Below are 13,672 nucleotides of genomic sequence, written 5' to 3'. Positions count from 1 at the left end.
GACCGCCGGGCCGCATGCGCCCGGCCGTGCTCCGAGCGCATGCGCGCCGTCATTTCCCTAACCGCTCCGCCAGCGAATAGCGCTGCATGCAGCGCTCCATCGCGTCGAGAAACGCCAGCTCGGCTGCGTTCATCTTGCGGTCGCGATGCCACAGCAGGAACACGTCGACATCGACGAGCCCGTCGTCGGGCGGCAGCCGCCACAGCCGCTGCTGCGCGATGTCGTCGCGCACGATGTGCTCGGGCAGGCAGCCGATCCCGTAGCCCGCGAAGATCAGCCGCCGCACCTCCTCGAGGCTCGGCGACGACGCGACGATGCGTCCCGTGAAGCCCTTCTGGTCGCGGAACACGGTGAGCGGCGACAGGCTGTCGCCGATCTGGTCGCTCGTGAACGACACGAAATTCTCCGCGAGCAGATCGTCCATCCGCAATTGCGTCTGCCCGAACAGCCGGTGATGGCGGCCGCAGTAGATCGCATAGCGCTGGCGCAGGAAGCAGCGCATTTCCAGCTTGTCGTGCGGCGTGCGGCACAGGCCGAGCCCGGCCGTGGCCGTTTTCTGCAGCAGCGAGGAGAGGATGTCGGACGAGCGCATCACTTCGATCTGCAGATCGATACGCGGATATGCGCGGTGGAAATCCGCGAGGAATTCGTCGTAGATGGGCGATTCGATGCGGCTCACCGTCAGCAGCCGGATCGAGCCGGTCAGGTCGGCCGTGCTGTCGTCGATTTCGGTTTCGAGGCGCGAGATGCCGCCGTAGATGTCGCTCGCGATCCGGTACACGGCTTCGCCGGCCGGCGTCGGCGCGAAATGCGCACCGCGCCGCTCGATCAACCGGCGCTCGAGCGTCTCTTCGAGCCGACGCAGCGCCTGGCTCACGGCCGGCTGCGTGACATGCAGGCGCGCGGCTGCGCGGCTCACGCTGCGTTCCTGCATGATCACCAGATAGGTGCGCAGCAGATTCCAGTCGAGGCGGTCATTCAGGAACGGGGCGAGGTCGGGGCGCATCGGGTGTCCGGGCAGCAGTGATCAGGCATTAGTTGAATTTATATCGTGAATAATAACTTGAAATTTGACTAATGATTTGCGGCCACCGATAAAGGAGGGGCGCCGCAGCGTGCGGCGCGAGGCCGCGACAGACGGCCGCCGTCACGATATTGCGTGCTGCCCCGCCGCGGCGCGCGTCAGGAGCCCGCATGACCCAGTCCCTTCCTTCCGCCCGCCAGCCGGCACGCGCCGCGACAGCCGCGTTCATCGGCACGATGATCGAGTGGTACGACTTCTACATCTACGCGACCGCCGCCGCGCTCGTGTTCGGCGAACTCTATTTCCCGTCGCACGACCCGTTCGTCAGCACGATGGCATCGTTCGCGACGTTTGCGGTCGGCTTCTTCGCGCGTCCGCTCGGCGGCGTGATCTTCGGCCATCTCGGCGACCGCATCGGCCGCAAGAAGGCGCTGATGACGACGTTGATGATGATGGGCGTCGCGACCGTGTGCGTCGGGCTGCTGCCCGCTTATTCGAAGGTCGGCATCCTGGCGCCGGTGCTGCTCGTCGCGCTGCGCGTCGTGCAGGGCATCGCGGTGGGCGGCGAATGGGGCGGCGCGGTGCTGATGGCCGGCGAGCATGCGCCGCAGGGGCGCCGCACGTTTTTCGCGTCGTTCGCGCAGCTCGGCAGCCCGGCCGGGCTGATCCTGTCGCTGATCGCGTTCCGCGCGGTCACGTCGATGGACAAGGCCGATTTCCTCGCGTGGGGCTGGCGCCTGCCGTTTCTCGCGAGTTCGGTGCTGCTCGTGGTCGGCATCCTGATCCGGCTCGGGGTGAACGAGTCGCCGGAATTCGCGCGGGTGAAGGAAGCCAACCGCACGGTGAAGCTGCCGGTCGCGGAAGTGTTCCGTTCCGCGTCGGGGCTCGTGCTGCTCTGCATCGGCGCGAACACGATCGGCATCGCGGGCGTCTATTTCACGAACACGTTCATGATCGCGTACACGACGCAGTACGTCGGCGTCTCGCGCTCGCTGATCCTCGACAGCCTGTTCGCGGTCGCGATCATCCAGTTTTTCGCGCAGCCGCTCGCCGCCTGGATCGCCGAACGTATCGGCGGCGCGCGCTTCCTCAAGCTCGCGGCGCTGCTCGCGATGCTGTCGCCGTATCCGATGTTCATGCTCGTGCAGGGCGGCACGTCCGCGTCGCTGATCGCCGGCATCGCGCTCGCCGTGGTGTGCATGGCCGGCTTCTATTCGGTGATCGCGGGCTTCGTCAGCGACGTGTTTCCCGCGCACGTGCGCTATTCGGCGATCTCGCTCGCTTACCAGATTTGCGGCGCGATCGCGGGCGGCCTGACGCCGCTCGTCGGCACGTGGCTCGCACATCGCTTCACGGGCCAGTGGTGGCCGCTCGCGGTGTTCTACACGTGTCTCGCCGGTATTTCGCTGCTCTGCATCGTCGCGCTCGATGCGCGCCGCGCCGCGCGGCCGGCCGCCACCGAAGCGCTCGGCTCGCACTGACCTTCAACGAACGAATCGATCCGGAATGCATATGAAAGACCTGCTGGAAATCGACGGCGCCCGCCTGTGGCAGAGCCTGACCGACATGGCGCGCGTCGGCGCGACCCCGCGCGGCGGCGTGCGGCGCCTCGCGCTGACCGATGACGACCGGCGCGGGCGCGACCTGTTCGCGCAATGGTGCCGCGACGCGGGAATGACGGTGAGCGTCGATGCGGTCGGCAACCTGTTCGCGCGGCGCGACGGCGCCGATGCGCAGGCAGCGCCTGTGCTGATCGGCAGCCATCTCGACACGCAGCCCGAAGGCGGCCGCTTCGACGGCGTCTATGGCGTGCTCGCCGCGCTCGAACTCGTGCGCACACTGAACGACGCGGGCATCGCGACCGACAAGCCGCTCGAGATCGTGTCCTGGACCAACGAGGAGGGCGCACGCTTCGCACCGGCGATGCTCGGCTCGGCCGTGTTCACGGGCGCGTTGCCGCTCGACGACGCGCTCGCGAAGCAGGACGCCGACGGCATCACGCTCGGCGCGGCGCTCGACGCGTGCGGCTACCGCGGCACGCGAGCAATGGGTGGCGCGGTCGACGCGTATTTCGAGGCGCATATTGAACAGGGGCCGGTGCTCGAGGCGAACGGCACGACGATCGGCATCGTCACCGGTGGCCAGGCGATCCGCTGGCTCGACGTGACGGTGACCGGCGTGGCCGCGCATGCGGGCACGACGCCGATGCCGTATCGCAAGGACGCGTATTTCGCGAGTGCGCAGATCGCGCTCGAACTCGAACGAATCGTCGCCGGCTACGCGCCGCGCGGGCTCGCGACGATCGGGCAGGTCGGCATTCGCAACGCGTCGCGCAACACGATTGCCGGCGACCTGACCTTTACGGTCGACCTGCGTCATCACGACGATGCCGAAGTCGATGCGATGGAGCGCGACCTGCGCGACGCCTGCGCACGCGTTGCCGCCGCACGCGGCGTGCAGGTGGCGATCGACACCTGCTGGCGCAGCCCGGCGACGCCGTTCGACCGCGATTGCGTCGGGCTGGTCGCGCAGGCGGCCGCCGCGTTCGGCTATACACACGAGCGGATCGTGAGCGGCGCCGGTCACGACGCGATCCTGCTCGCGCGTCGTTTCCCGACCGCGATGGTGTTCATTCCGTGCGTCGACGGCCTGTCGCACAACGAAGCCGAGGATGCATTGCCCGACGACGTGACGCGCGGCACGAACGTGCTGCTCCATGCGGTGCTGGCGCGCGCGGGCATCGCGGCGCGCGTCGACGCGGCGGCTGCCGCGCACGGCGCCTGATCCGACGAATCGACGAGGAACATCATGAAAACCTATTTCCATCCCGAACAACTGCTGCACCATCCGCGCAGCTACCTGTCGCGCGGCCAGATGCGCGAACCGCAGGAGGTGCCCGAACGCGCGGCACGGCTCGTCGCGGCCGTCCGGTCGCTCGACTTCGACGTGCGCGAGCCGGCCGATCGCGGCACCGCGCCGATCGCGGCCGTGCACGACATGAACTACCTGCGCTTTCTCGAGGACGCGCACCGCGACTGGAAGCAGATGCCCGACGACTGGGGTGACGAAGTGATGTCGAACGTGTTCGTGCGCGATCCGAACCCGCTGCGCGGCGTGCTCGCGAAAGCCGCGCGCTACCTCGCCGACGGCAGTTGCCCGGTGGGCGCGAACACGTGGCGCGCGGCGTACTGGTCCGCGCAGGGCGCGCTGGCGGCTGCCGCCGACGTCAACGACGGTGCACGCGAGGCGTACGCGCTGTGCCGGCCGCCCGGCCATCATGCGCGGCGCGATGCGGCCGGCGGCTTCTGCTACCTGAACAATGCGGCGATCGCCGCGCAGGCGCTGCTGGGCCGCCATCGCCGCGTCGCGATCCTCGATACCGACATGCATCACGGGCAGGGCGTGCAGGAGATCTTCTACGGCCGCGACGACGTGCTGTACGTGTCGATTCACGGCGACCCGACCAACTTCTACCCGGTCGTCGCGGGCTACGAGGAAGAGACGGGGGCGGGCGCCGGCGACGGCTTCAACCTCAACCTGCCGATGCCGCACGGCGCGCCGGAGTCGGCATTCTTCGAGCGGCTCGACGACGCGTTGCGTGCACTCGCGCGGTTCCAGCCCGATGCGCTCGTGCTCGCGCTCGGTTTCGACATCTACAAGGACGATCCGCAATCGCAGGTTGCGGTCACGACCGACGGGTTCGGGCGGCTCGGGGGCGCGATCGGCGCGCTCGGCTTGCCGACGGTGATCGTGCAGGAGGGCGGTTATCACCTCGCGAGTCTCGAGGCGAACGCGCGCGCGTTTTTCGGCGGGTTTGCCGCCGGGCGCTGATCGAGCCGTCGGAACCGAAGCGCACGCCGGAAATGACAACGGCCGCATGGCGCGGCCGTAAGAATGCGTGCGGCAGGTTCCCGGCCGTCCGGGCGTTGCCCTTTACGAGTTCGCGGCGGCCGGCGAGCGGCGGCGCTGCGTGACCTGCAGCATCACGAGTGCGAGCCCGGCGGCGGCGATCAGCGCGCCGACGAGCGGCACCGCCGCGTAGCCGAACCCGGCCGAGATCGCCGCGCCACCGGCGGCGGCGCCCACCGCGTTGCCGAGGTTGAACGCGCCGATGTTGACGGCCGACGCGAGGCCCGGCGCTTCATGGGCCGCGCGCATCACGCGCATCTGCAGCGGCGGCACGACCGCGAACGTCGCGATCCCCCAGACCAGCAGCGTAACGCCGGCGCCCGCGTGAGTGGTGGCGAGCAGCGGGAACGCGGCCATCGTCGCGATCAGCAGCAACAGGAAGCCGATCAGCGTGCCGTCGAGCGAGCGGTCGGCGAGGCGCCCGCCCGCGATGTTGCCGATCGAGAAGCCGACGCCGATCAGCACCAGCATCGCGGTCACGAAGCCGGGCGTCGCGCCCGTCAGGTGTTCGAGCGTCGGCGCGACGTAGGTATAGAGCGTGAACATCGCACCGGCGCCGAGCACCGTCGTCCCGAGCGCGCCGAGCACGACCGGACGCGTCAGCACGGAGAGTTCGGCGCGCAGGTCGGGCATCTTGCCGGCTTCGCCCTTCGGCAGTGCGGCGAACAGGCCGGCGATCGCGATCAGGCCGAGGCCCGCGGTCGCCGCGAACGACATGCGCCAGCCGATGATCTGGCCGAGCCAGGTTGCGGCCGGCACGCCGCCGACGTTCGCGATCGTCAGCCCCATGAACATCGTCGCGACCGCGCTGGCCTGCTTTTCGCGCGGCACGAGGCTCGCCGCGACCACCGAGCCGAGCCCGAAGAACGCGCCGTGATTGAGGCTCGTCACGAGGCGGGCGAGCAGCAGCGTCGTGTAGTCCGGCGCGACGGCCGACAGCAGGTTGCCGATGGTGAAGATCGACATCAGCGCGATCAGCGCGGAGCGGCGCGACCAGCGCGCGAGCAGCAGCGTCATCAGCGGCGCGCCGACCATCACGCCGATCGCATACGCGCTGATCAGCATGCCGGCTTGCGGAATCGACACGTGCACGCCTTCGGCGATGACGGGCAGCAGGCCCATCGGCGAGAACTCGGTCGTGCCGATGCCGAACGCGCCGGCGGCGAGCGCGAGCAGCGGCAGCGCGGCGCTGCCGCCGGGGCGGGACGGAGAGGAAGTCGTGGTGGTCACGTGGTGGACTCCTGTAAGCGGGGGACGACGGCACGAGGCCGTTGAGGACAGCGTGAAGTGTGCCTGCGTTACTTTTGCGGAAAAAGCCGTATGCGGACGAAATTATCTTGATTTCATGTCAACAATGCAGCGCGCGGGCGACGCGGGTGTGCGTGACCTATGAGCCCGTGTTTTGGCGGGATAGACGAACGCCAAGGATTTTTAGAAAGCTTTTCGTAATGAATGGGCGCGCAACTTCCAGACAGGGAGCTGCGACGCCGTGACGGTTCCCGGCTCATGCGGAGGTATCTTGCGAGACGCTCGGGAAGTCGGCCGGCGAGCATGAGATGACGCGCGGCTGCCTGGCCGGACGCGTTGCCCTGCGACAGGCGATTCTGCCGTCGCCGGCCGGGCGCAATGTTCGGAAAGCCTTTCGCCGCAAGGCGCGACAGAAAAAAGCCCCGACCACAGGGGGTCCATGGCCGGGGCGGAAACGCATCCTCTCTTTGGCACGAGGGTTGGATGCGCGCGCAGTATATTTCGGGCCAGGACGATTCGAATCGGCGTTAAACGACCGTTTTTGGTGTCAATTTGAAAATAGCGGTATCGCGGCGTCGGACGTCGGCGTTTTGAAAGATTTTTCGATGACACGACGATGTCGCTTCGTGTGCAAAGACATCGAAAACGACGCGATCGCGGAAGTGAATGCCGCACGTCGGTCGGCGCGGCAAGTCGCATCGCCCGACCGCGCGCCGATGCGTCCAGCGTGCGTTCAGCCCGGTTCGCCGGCCGCGTCGCGGACCGCCGCGAGAAAGCGCGCGACGACGGGCGACGGCGTCGTCGCCGCGCCGTCGAACACGAACTCGATGTCGAAGCGGCTCGCGAGTTCGTCGAGCGCGACGAGCCGAACCGTGCTCGGGCAGGTCGGCGATGCGCTTTCCGGCACGAACGCGCAACCCATCCCCACCGCGACGAGGCCGATCAGCGTCGGGATGTCGCTGCCGATCTGCGCGATGCGCGGCGTGAAACCGGCCTGCTGGCACTGCGTCATCAGGAACCGGTGGTGCGCGGCGGAACGTTGCGCATCGAACCAGACGAACGGCTCGTTCGCGACGTCGGCCAGCGTGCGCGGCGCGACGAAGCGGCCGCCCGACGGTGCGGGCATCGCGAGCACGAAGCGGTCGCTCAGCAGCCGCACGCCCGTCAGGTGCGGCGCTTCCTCGCGACGCCACGCCATGATTCCGGCGTCGAGCTGGCCGCGCATCAGCGCGCTGGCCTGCTCGGCGGACAGCATCGGCGCGATCGACAGTTTCACGTCCGGGCACGCATCGCGAAACGTTTTGAGGACGTTCGCGACGACCGGCAACGGCAGGCAGTTCGGCAGCGCGCCAAGCCGCAGTTCGCCGAGCTGGCCGGCCGCGCTGCGCAGCGCGCGCTCACGGCTGTCCTGCAGCATCGCGAGCAGGCCGGTCGCATCGTGCAGAAAGCTCGTGCCGGCCGCGGTGAGCGTGACGCCCGTCGCGCGACGGATCAGCAGCGGCGTGCCGATCGCGTCCTCCAGTTCGCGGATCTGCCGCGACAGCGCGGGCTGCACGATGCCGGCCGCGCGGGCGCCGGCCATCACGCTGCCGGCCTGGGCGACGGCGACGAAGTAGCGAAGGTGACGCAATTCGATCTGGCGCATGCGGTGTCCGGTTCGATGTGTGGATATGCCTGCAAAGCATAGCAAACGCCATTCGATGGTATTGGAAGGCATGACCGGCCTACCGTACGATGACCGTCATCGCCGCGCTCGCTTCCTTCGGAGTCGCGTGTGTTTCCTCCGTCCCCACTGCGTTCCGTCCCATGCCGCTTCATATCCCGACCCCTTATATCCGCTCACCCATCGCGTCCCGCCGGCTCGGCAGGACCGTCCGGCTCAAGCTCGATGCGCTGCAGCCATCGGGCTCGTTCAAGCTGCGCGGCATCGGCGCCGTCTGCGAGGCGCGCCATGCGGCCGGGGCGCGGCGGTTCGTGTCGTCGTCGGGCGGTAACGCGGGCATCGCAGTCGCGTATTGCGGCCGCGAACTCGGTGTGCCGGTGCGCGTCGTCGTGCCGGAAAGCGCATCGGCCCGGGCGCGCGAGCTGATCCGCATCGAAGGCGCGGACCTCGTCGTGCACGGCGCGAGCTGGGCCGAGGCAAATGCGTTCGCGCAATCGACGCTCGACGAGCACGACGCGTTCGTGCATCCGTTCGACGACCGCGTGCTGTGGCAGGGCCACGCGACGATGATCGACGAGATGGCGGCGGCCGGTCCGAAGCCCGACGCGGTCGTGCTCGCGGTCGGCGGCGGCGGTCTGCTGTGCGGCGTGCTGGAAGGGTTGGTGCGCAACGGCTGGCACGACGTGCCGGTCGTCGCGGCCGAGACGGAAGGCGCCGACTGCTATGCGCGCTCGGTCGCGCAGGGGCGTCCGGTCGAACTGGCGGCCATCGCGAGCATCGCGACGTCGCTCGGCGCGAAGCGGCCATGTGACGCGGCGGTCGAGTGGGCGACGCGCCACGCGATTCATCCGGTCGTCGTGTCCGATGCCGACGCGGTGGCTGCGTCGCTGCGGTTTGTCGATGAACACCGGATCGTCGTCGAGCCCGCGTGCGGCGCTGCCCTGGCCGCGCTGGAGCGCCCGGTGCCGGTGCTTGCGTCGGCGTCGGACATCGCGGTGATCGTCTGCGGCGGCGTGACCACGACCGCCGAGCATCTGCAGACGCTGCGTGCGACGTTGCGGTAGGTGAGGGCGCCGCCAAGCCGCGCGGCGCGAGACGGCGAGGCGCCTGCGATTTTCGTCCCGGTGGCGACCGCGGGTTGGGCACGTAGCTAACCGCGACGCGTCGACGTTGCCTTTTCGTCGATCCCGTGCGGCCATGCGCGGCCGGCGCCGAGCCGGATGAACGGGAAGGGTCTCGGAGAATGATGCGGAAGGTATGCGTACCGTCGCGCGGCGCCGCATGCGGCCGGCCGCGACGATACCGGAGCGCGGTCAGTTCGCGGCGGGTGCGCTCGCGCCGGACGGCGTGGACGATGCGATCGGGTTGGCTGTCGCCGGCGCAGGCGATGCGCTCGACGGCGCCGAGGCCGATGCGGGCGTCGATGCTGCTGACGAGGGCGCGGGCGATGATGGCGTGGCGGTGGCCGGCGCCGGAGCCGAAGCAGACGCGGGTGCGGAAACCGGCGCGGCCGTCGAACCGGAGGCCGATGAAGGCGCCGGTGCGGTTGCCGGACCGGAAACCGGCTTAGGCGCCGAAGCGGGTGCAGCAGCCGAAGCGGGCGCAGGCGCCGACGCAGGCGTCGGGCCGCCAGCCGAAGCCGGCGCAGGTGCAGACGCAGGGGCCGCCCCCGAAACCGCCCCGGACCCGGACGCCGCCGCCGGCGCGGCAGCACGCATCGCAGCGGGCGCCGCCACGGCCGACGCCGCGGCCGGCACGGCATTCGCGCCCGATCCAGCCGCGACCCCCGGCGCCGAAAGCGGCACCGGCGCCGCGGGCGGCGTCGGCACGACCGGCGTCGTCATCTTCAGCGGTTCGCCCTGCGGCGTCGGCGCGGGTTCGGGCAGCGGCGCGACGGGTTCCTTCTCGGCGGCCTTCACGGTTGCGCGGTCGCGCCGCGCCGGGTCGATCTTCAGGAAATGGTCGACGAGCGTGAAGAAGCGCTCATAGAACACGCCGGCGGGAATCGTCTCGCTCGCGGTCTTGACGAGCGCGTCGTCGCTCGACCCGATCGGCAGCGACAGCGAGCCGAACACGCTCAAGCCGACGCTGGCCGACGTATTCGACTTCTTCAGCGTATAGCGGTCCTGCACCGCGTTCACGTACGCGATGCTCGACGAGCCGTCCGCATTCGCGTCCGCGCACACGACGTGAAACTCGATCACGACGTGCATGTCGTTGCTCGGCTGGAAATTCTTGCTGCCGTCGACCGCGTCGTTGCGCGACGACGACACCACGTAGCCCTGGCTCAGCAGCGCGCGCCGCGCGGCCTCGCAGGCCGCGTCGGATTTCGAGTGGAACGTGTGCGCATACGGGCTGGTGGTCGCGTCGAACTGTTCCTGCTGGTAGATCGGCTTGGGCGGCGACGAGCATGCCGCCAGCACGGTCGCAACCGCGAGCGCGCACGAAACGGAAAACAGGCGAAATCGGTTGTGCATGGCGTCTTTCAGAAGGCTCGGCGAGAGGCGGCGCAACGGGAGTGCCCGGATTGATGCGCGCGCACATCTCGTATGGCCGGGGCGACATTATAGTTTCGTTTGATGTCGCGCTCGCTTCAGTCGGCCGGCGCGCCGCGCGCCGCGGCCAGCAATTGCGCCGTCAGCGGATGATGTTCGCCGCGTCGGGAGCGGATCGCGTGGATCTCCTCGGTCACGTCGCCCGCGCGCCCGAGCCGCCTGAGCCCGCGCAGCAGCGACGCATCGTTCGCGCCGAGTTCGCTCAGTGGAAACACGCCGAGGCCGCGCGCCGCGAACACGGCCATCAGCGCGCTGTCCTCGAATTCGCCGGCCACGCGCGGCACGATCCGCTCGCTTTCCAGCCATCGGTCGAGATGGGCGCGCAACGCCGAATGCGCGGTCGGCAGCAGCACCGGCAGCTCGGCCAGACACTGCGGAAAGCGCTGGCGCGCGGCCGGCGTGACGAGTGCCGCGGGCCCGTACCAGTCGACCGGCGACGCGACGAGCCGCTCGCTCGTCACGCGCAGGTTCGACCCGGACGGCGCGCCCTGACCGGCCAGCACGAGATCCAGGTGATGCAGCGCGAGTTCCGCGAGCAGCGCGTCGTGCTCGCCCTCGTGGCACAGCAGCCGCAGCGTGGGCGTGGCGAGCACCGGGGCCAGGATCGCGTGCGCGGCAAGCTTGGAGATGCCGTCCGCGAGGCCGACCGCGAGCCGCACGGTCGGCTGGCTGGCCGCCGCCCGCACGTCGTCGGGAATCAGCCGGCCCATCTCGAAGATGATTTCCGCGCGTGCAAAGGCGGCCTGCCCGGCATCGGTCATCGCGACGCCGCGCCCGGCGGGGCGCAGTAGCTGGTGCCCGAGCGATTTCTCCAGTTCGCGCACCTGCGCGCTGATCGTCTGCACGGCCATGTCGAGCCGCTCGGCCGCACGCGCGAAGCCGCCTTCCTTCACCACGACCCAGAAATAGTACAGATGTCGGAAATTGAGCATCGGAGCGCGATATATCGAAAAAACCGAACCTAAAATCAGATTCTCTCTGATTTTTACGAAGTTCGGGGCGTCATATCATCAGGCTTTCCACTTTCGTATCGGCCCCGCCCATGGACTACCTGCTGACGCTTGCCACCGACCCCGCCGTCTGGGCCGCGCTCCTGACGCTCGTCGTGATGGAAGTCGTGCTCGGCATCGACAACCTGATCTTCATCTCGATCCTCAGCAACAAGCTGCCCGAAGCGCAGCGCGCCCGCACGCAGCGCCTCGGCATCGCGCTCGCGCTGGTGATGCGCCTCGCGCTGCTCGGCAGCGTCGCGTGGATCGCGAGCCTGACCGAACCCGTGTTCACGCTGTTCGACCATGCGTTCTCGTGGCGCGACATGATCCTGCTGTCGGGCGGCCTGTTCCTCGTGTGGAAGGCGACCACCGAGATCCATCACCACGTGTCGCACGACGGCGACGGCGCGGGCGGGGCCGCCGGCGCGGCCGGCCTGACGGTATGGGCCGCGATCGGCCAGATCGTGATGCTCGACATCGTGTTCTCGATCGACAGCATCGTGACCGCGATCGGCATGACCGAGCACGTTCCGATCATGTTCGTCGCCGTGATCGTCGCCGTGAGCGTGATGCTGTTCGCCGCGCAGCCGCTCGCACGCTTCATCGACCGCAACCCGACGATCGTGATGCTCGCGCTGTCGTTCCTGGTCGTGATCGGCATGACGCTGATCGCCGAAGGGTTCGGTTCGCACGTGCCGAAGGGGTACATCTATGCGGCGATGGCGTTCTCGGCGTTCGTCGAGGGCATGAACATGCTGGCGCGGCGGGCCAAGGCGAAGCGGGCGGCGCAGGTGGCGCGCGACTGAGCCGGCGCGCGTGATGCCGGCCGCTGTGGCGGCCGGCTCGCGCACCTCATATGAAATCCGGATGAAATTCGCACGGAAAGGAGAAACGCGATGAAATGTCCTGTCTGCAAGACGCCCGACCTGCTGATGGCCGAGCGCCAGTCGATCGAGATCGACTACTGTCCGACCTGCCGCGGCGTGTGGCTCGATCGCGGCGAACTCGACAAGCTGATCACCCGCGAAACCGGTGACGCGCCGGTGCGACGCGACACGGCGCCAGTGCAGCACGATGCGCACGCGCCGCGCGGCCGCGACGACGGCTGGGGGCGCGACGGCCGCTCGCACAACGAGCGTGACCGGCACGACGGCCGGCGTCGCAAGAAGTCGGTGTTCGACCTGTTCGATTTCGATTGAAGCGGCAGTCCGCGTGCCTGAATGCGCGCGGCCCGATGCAAAAAAGCCCCGCCCGGCATCGCGCCGGAGCGGGGCTTTTTCATGCGCGTCGTGTCAGGACACGCGTCGACGCTCACGCATTGCCGGCCGTCACGTCGATGCGGCGCGGGCGCGTTTCCTCGCGGCGCGGGATCGTCAGCGTCAGTACGCCGTCGCGCAGGTTCGCGTCGATTCGCGACGTGTCGAGGTCGGCGCTCAGCACGAACGACCGTGCATAGCGCGTCGAACGGATTTCCGCGTGCCGCACGCGCAGGTCGGCCGCCGTGTCGAACTGCGTCGCGGCTTCGATCGTCAGCGTGTTGTCGTGCACCTTCACGTCGAGATTCTCGCGCGGCACGCCGGGCAGGTCGGCGCGCAGCGTGACGCCGCGTTGATCCTCGACGATGTCGACGGACGGGGTGATCGCGGGCCGGCGCGCGGCTTCGGCGGCGGCCGGATGAACGGCGGTGGTTTGGCGTTCGGCCAGGGTCGGGTTCGTGTTCATGTCGGTATCCTGAAGGTTACTGAATGGTGATCGCACGCGGCTTCGAGGCCTCGCGCCGGCCGACGCGAATCAGCAGGCAGCCGTTTTCGTAGCGGGCGCTGACCTGGTCGGGGTCCGCGTCGCGCGGCAGTTCGACCACGCGGCGGAACGCGCCATGAAAGCGCTCCTGTGCATAGGTGCGCACGTCGTCGCCTTCGGTGCGCGGCGCCGGTTTGCGCTCGCCGCTGATCGTCAGCAGATCCTTGTCGATCGATACGTCGAAGTCGGCCGCGGCCATGCCGGGTGCGAACGCGACGATCTCGATCGCGTCGTCGGTCGCGCCGACGTTGAGGGCGGGAAACGTGCCGGCGCGCCCCGCACGGATGCCCGACGGGCGTTCGCCGAGCAGGCTCGCCATCTGCCGCTGCACGCGGGCGAATTCGTCGAACAGATCGTTGCCGAAATGGATACCGCTCATGTTGGTCCTCCTGAACAGGGAACGCGGGAGACGTGACCGCGCGTCGCCTGCGGCGGGCGCGACGGGTGGCTCCACTGGGTCGATACGGGGGCGGTGCGTGGC

The 13,672-nt window shown here is 68.9% G+C and carries 13 protein-coding genes; 6 read left to right on the top strand and 7 right to left on the bottom strand.

The window, feature by feature from the left end; translation table 11 throughout:
• Positions 1 to 49: 49 nt before the first annotated feature.
• The gene (locus BLS50_RS02160) at positions 50 to 1,006 is read right to left on the bottom strand and encodes a LysR family transcriptional regulator (protein WP_074800400.1); all 957 of its coding nucleotides are present in this window, start codon (positions 1,004 to 1,006) and stop codon (positions 50 to 52) included.
• 188 nt (positions 1,007 to 1,194) lie between these two features.
• Between BLS50_RS02160 and BLS50_RS02155 the strand changes: the two genes are divergently transcribed.
• From BLS50_RS02155 to BLS50_RS02145, 3 genes are read left to right on the top strand one after another with little or no spacing between them, the layout of a single operon-like run.
• Positions 1,195 to 2,505 (top strand): MFS transporter, encoded by a 1,311-nt coding sequence (locus BLS50_RS02155; RefSeq protein ID WP_074800397.1) that lies wholly within the window; start codon positions 1,195 to 1,197, stop codon positions 2,503 to 2,505.
• A gap of 31 nt (positions 2,506 to 2,536) precedes the next feature.
• Complete coding sequence (locus BLS50_RS02150; protein ID WP_074800394.1) at positions 2,537 to 3,808, top strand: Zn-dependent hydrolase; 1,272 nt, start codon at positions 2,537 to 2,539, stop codon at positions 3,806 to 3,808.
• Positions 3,809 to 3,832: 24 nt separating this feature from the next.
• Complete coding sequence (locus BLS50_RS02145) at positions 3,833 to 4,855, top strand: histone deacetylase family protein (protein WP_069232427.1); 1,023 nt, start codon at positions 3,833 to 3,835, stop codon at positions 4,853 to 4,855.
• A 102-nt stretch (positions 4,856 to 4,957) separates the two neighbouring features.
• Here the strand turns inward: BLS50_RS02145 and BLS50_RS02140 are convergent, their stop codons facing one another.
• Complete coding sequence (locus BLS50_RS02140; protein ID WP_027807538.1) at positions 4,958 to 6,163, bottom strand: MFS transporter; 1,206 nt, start codon at positions 6,161 to 6,163, stop codon at positions 4,958 to 4,960.
• A 751-nt stretch (positions 6,164 to 6,914) separates the two neighbouring features.
• Positions 6,915 to 7,826 carry a LysR family transcriptional regulator gene (locus BLS50_RS02135; protein WP_023477716.1) on the bottom strand — a complete coding sequence of 304 codons (912 nt, stop codon included), beginning with the start codon at positions 7,824 to 7,826 and terminating at the stop codon, positions 6,915 to 6,917.
• Between the two features lie 161 nt (positions 7,827 to 7,987).
• Here BLS50_RS02135 and BLS50_RS02130 point away from each other — a divergent pair, with 161 nt between their 5' ends.
• Complete coding sequence (locus BLS50_RS02130) at positions 7,988 to 8,908, top strand: pyridoxal-phosphate dependent enzyme (RefSeq protein ID WP_034174194.1); 921 nt, start codon at positions 7,988 to 7,990, stop codon at positions 8,906 to 8,908.
• A 249-nt stretch (positions 8,909 to 9,157) separates the two neighbouring features.
• On the opposite strand, the gene BLS50_RS02125 is transcribed toward BLS50_RS02130, so the two are convergent.
• Positions 9,158 to 10,321, bottom strand: a complete 1,164-nt coding sequence (locus BLS50_RS02125) for a DUF2242 domain-containing protein (protein ID WP_074802747.1) — start codon at positions 10,319 to 10,321, stop codon at positions 9,158 to 9,160.
• 116 nt (positions 10,322 to 10,437) lie between these two features.
• Positions 10,438 to 11,331 carry a LysR family transcriptional regulator gene (locus BLS50_RS02120; protein WP_074800391.1) on the bottom strand — a complete coding sequence of 298 codons (894 nt, stop codon included), beginning with the start codon at positions 11,329 to 11,331 and terminating at the stop codon, positions 10,438 to 10,440.
• A 110-nt stretch (positions 11,332 to 11,441) separates the two neighbouring features.
• Between BLS50_RS02120 and BLS50_RS02115 the strand changes: the two genes are divergently transcribed.
• Positions 11,442 to 12,197, top strand: a complete 756-nt coding sequence (locus tag BLS50_RS02115; RefSeq protein WP_012328220.1) for a TerC family protein — start codon at positions 11,442 to 11,444, stop codon at positions 12,195 to 12,197.
• Positions 12,198 to 12,287: 90 nt separating this feature from the next.
• Positions 12,288 to 12,590: a TFIIB-type zinc ribbon-containing protein gene (locus BLS50_RS02110; protein ID WP_074800388.1), complete on the top strand. Its 303-nt coding sequence runs from the start codon at positions 12,288 to 12,290 to the stop codon at positions 12,588 to 12,590.
• A 112-nt stretch (positions 12,591 to 12,702) separates the two neighbouring features.
• Here BLS50_RS02110 and BLS50_RS02105 read toward each other — a convergent pair whose 3' ends face one another.
• Positions 12,703 to 13,113, bottom strand: coding sequence for an Hsp20/alpha crystallin family protein (locus BLS50_RS02105; protein WP_074800385.1), 411 nt, complete (start codon positions 13,111 to 13,113; stop codon positions 12,703 to 12,705).
• A 16-nt stretch (positions 13,114 to 13,129) separates the two neighbouring features.
• Positions 13,130 to 13,570: an Hsp20/alpha crystallin family protein gene (locus BLS50_RS02100; RefSeq protein ID WP_054927578.1), complete on the bottom strand. Its 441-nt coding sequence runs from the start codon at positions 13,568 to 13,570 to the stop codon at positions 13,130 to 13,132.
• Positions 13,571 to 13,672 lie beyond the last annotated feature (102 nt).

The sequence above is a fragment of the Burkholderia orbicola genome (assembly GCF_900100915.1).
Classification (GTDB): domain Bacteria; phylum Pseudomonadota; class Gammaproteobacteria; order Burkholderiales; family Burkholderiaceae; genus Burkholderia; species Burkholderia orbicola.
Note: the sequence above shows the minus strand (reverse complement) of the source record. Positions and strands in the feature narration are given on the sequence as shown.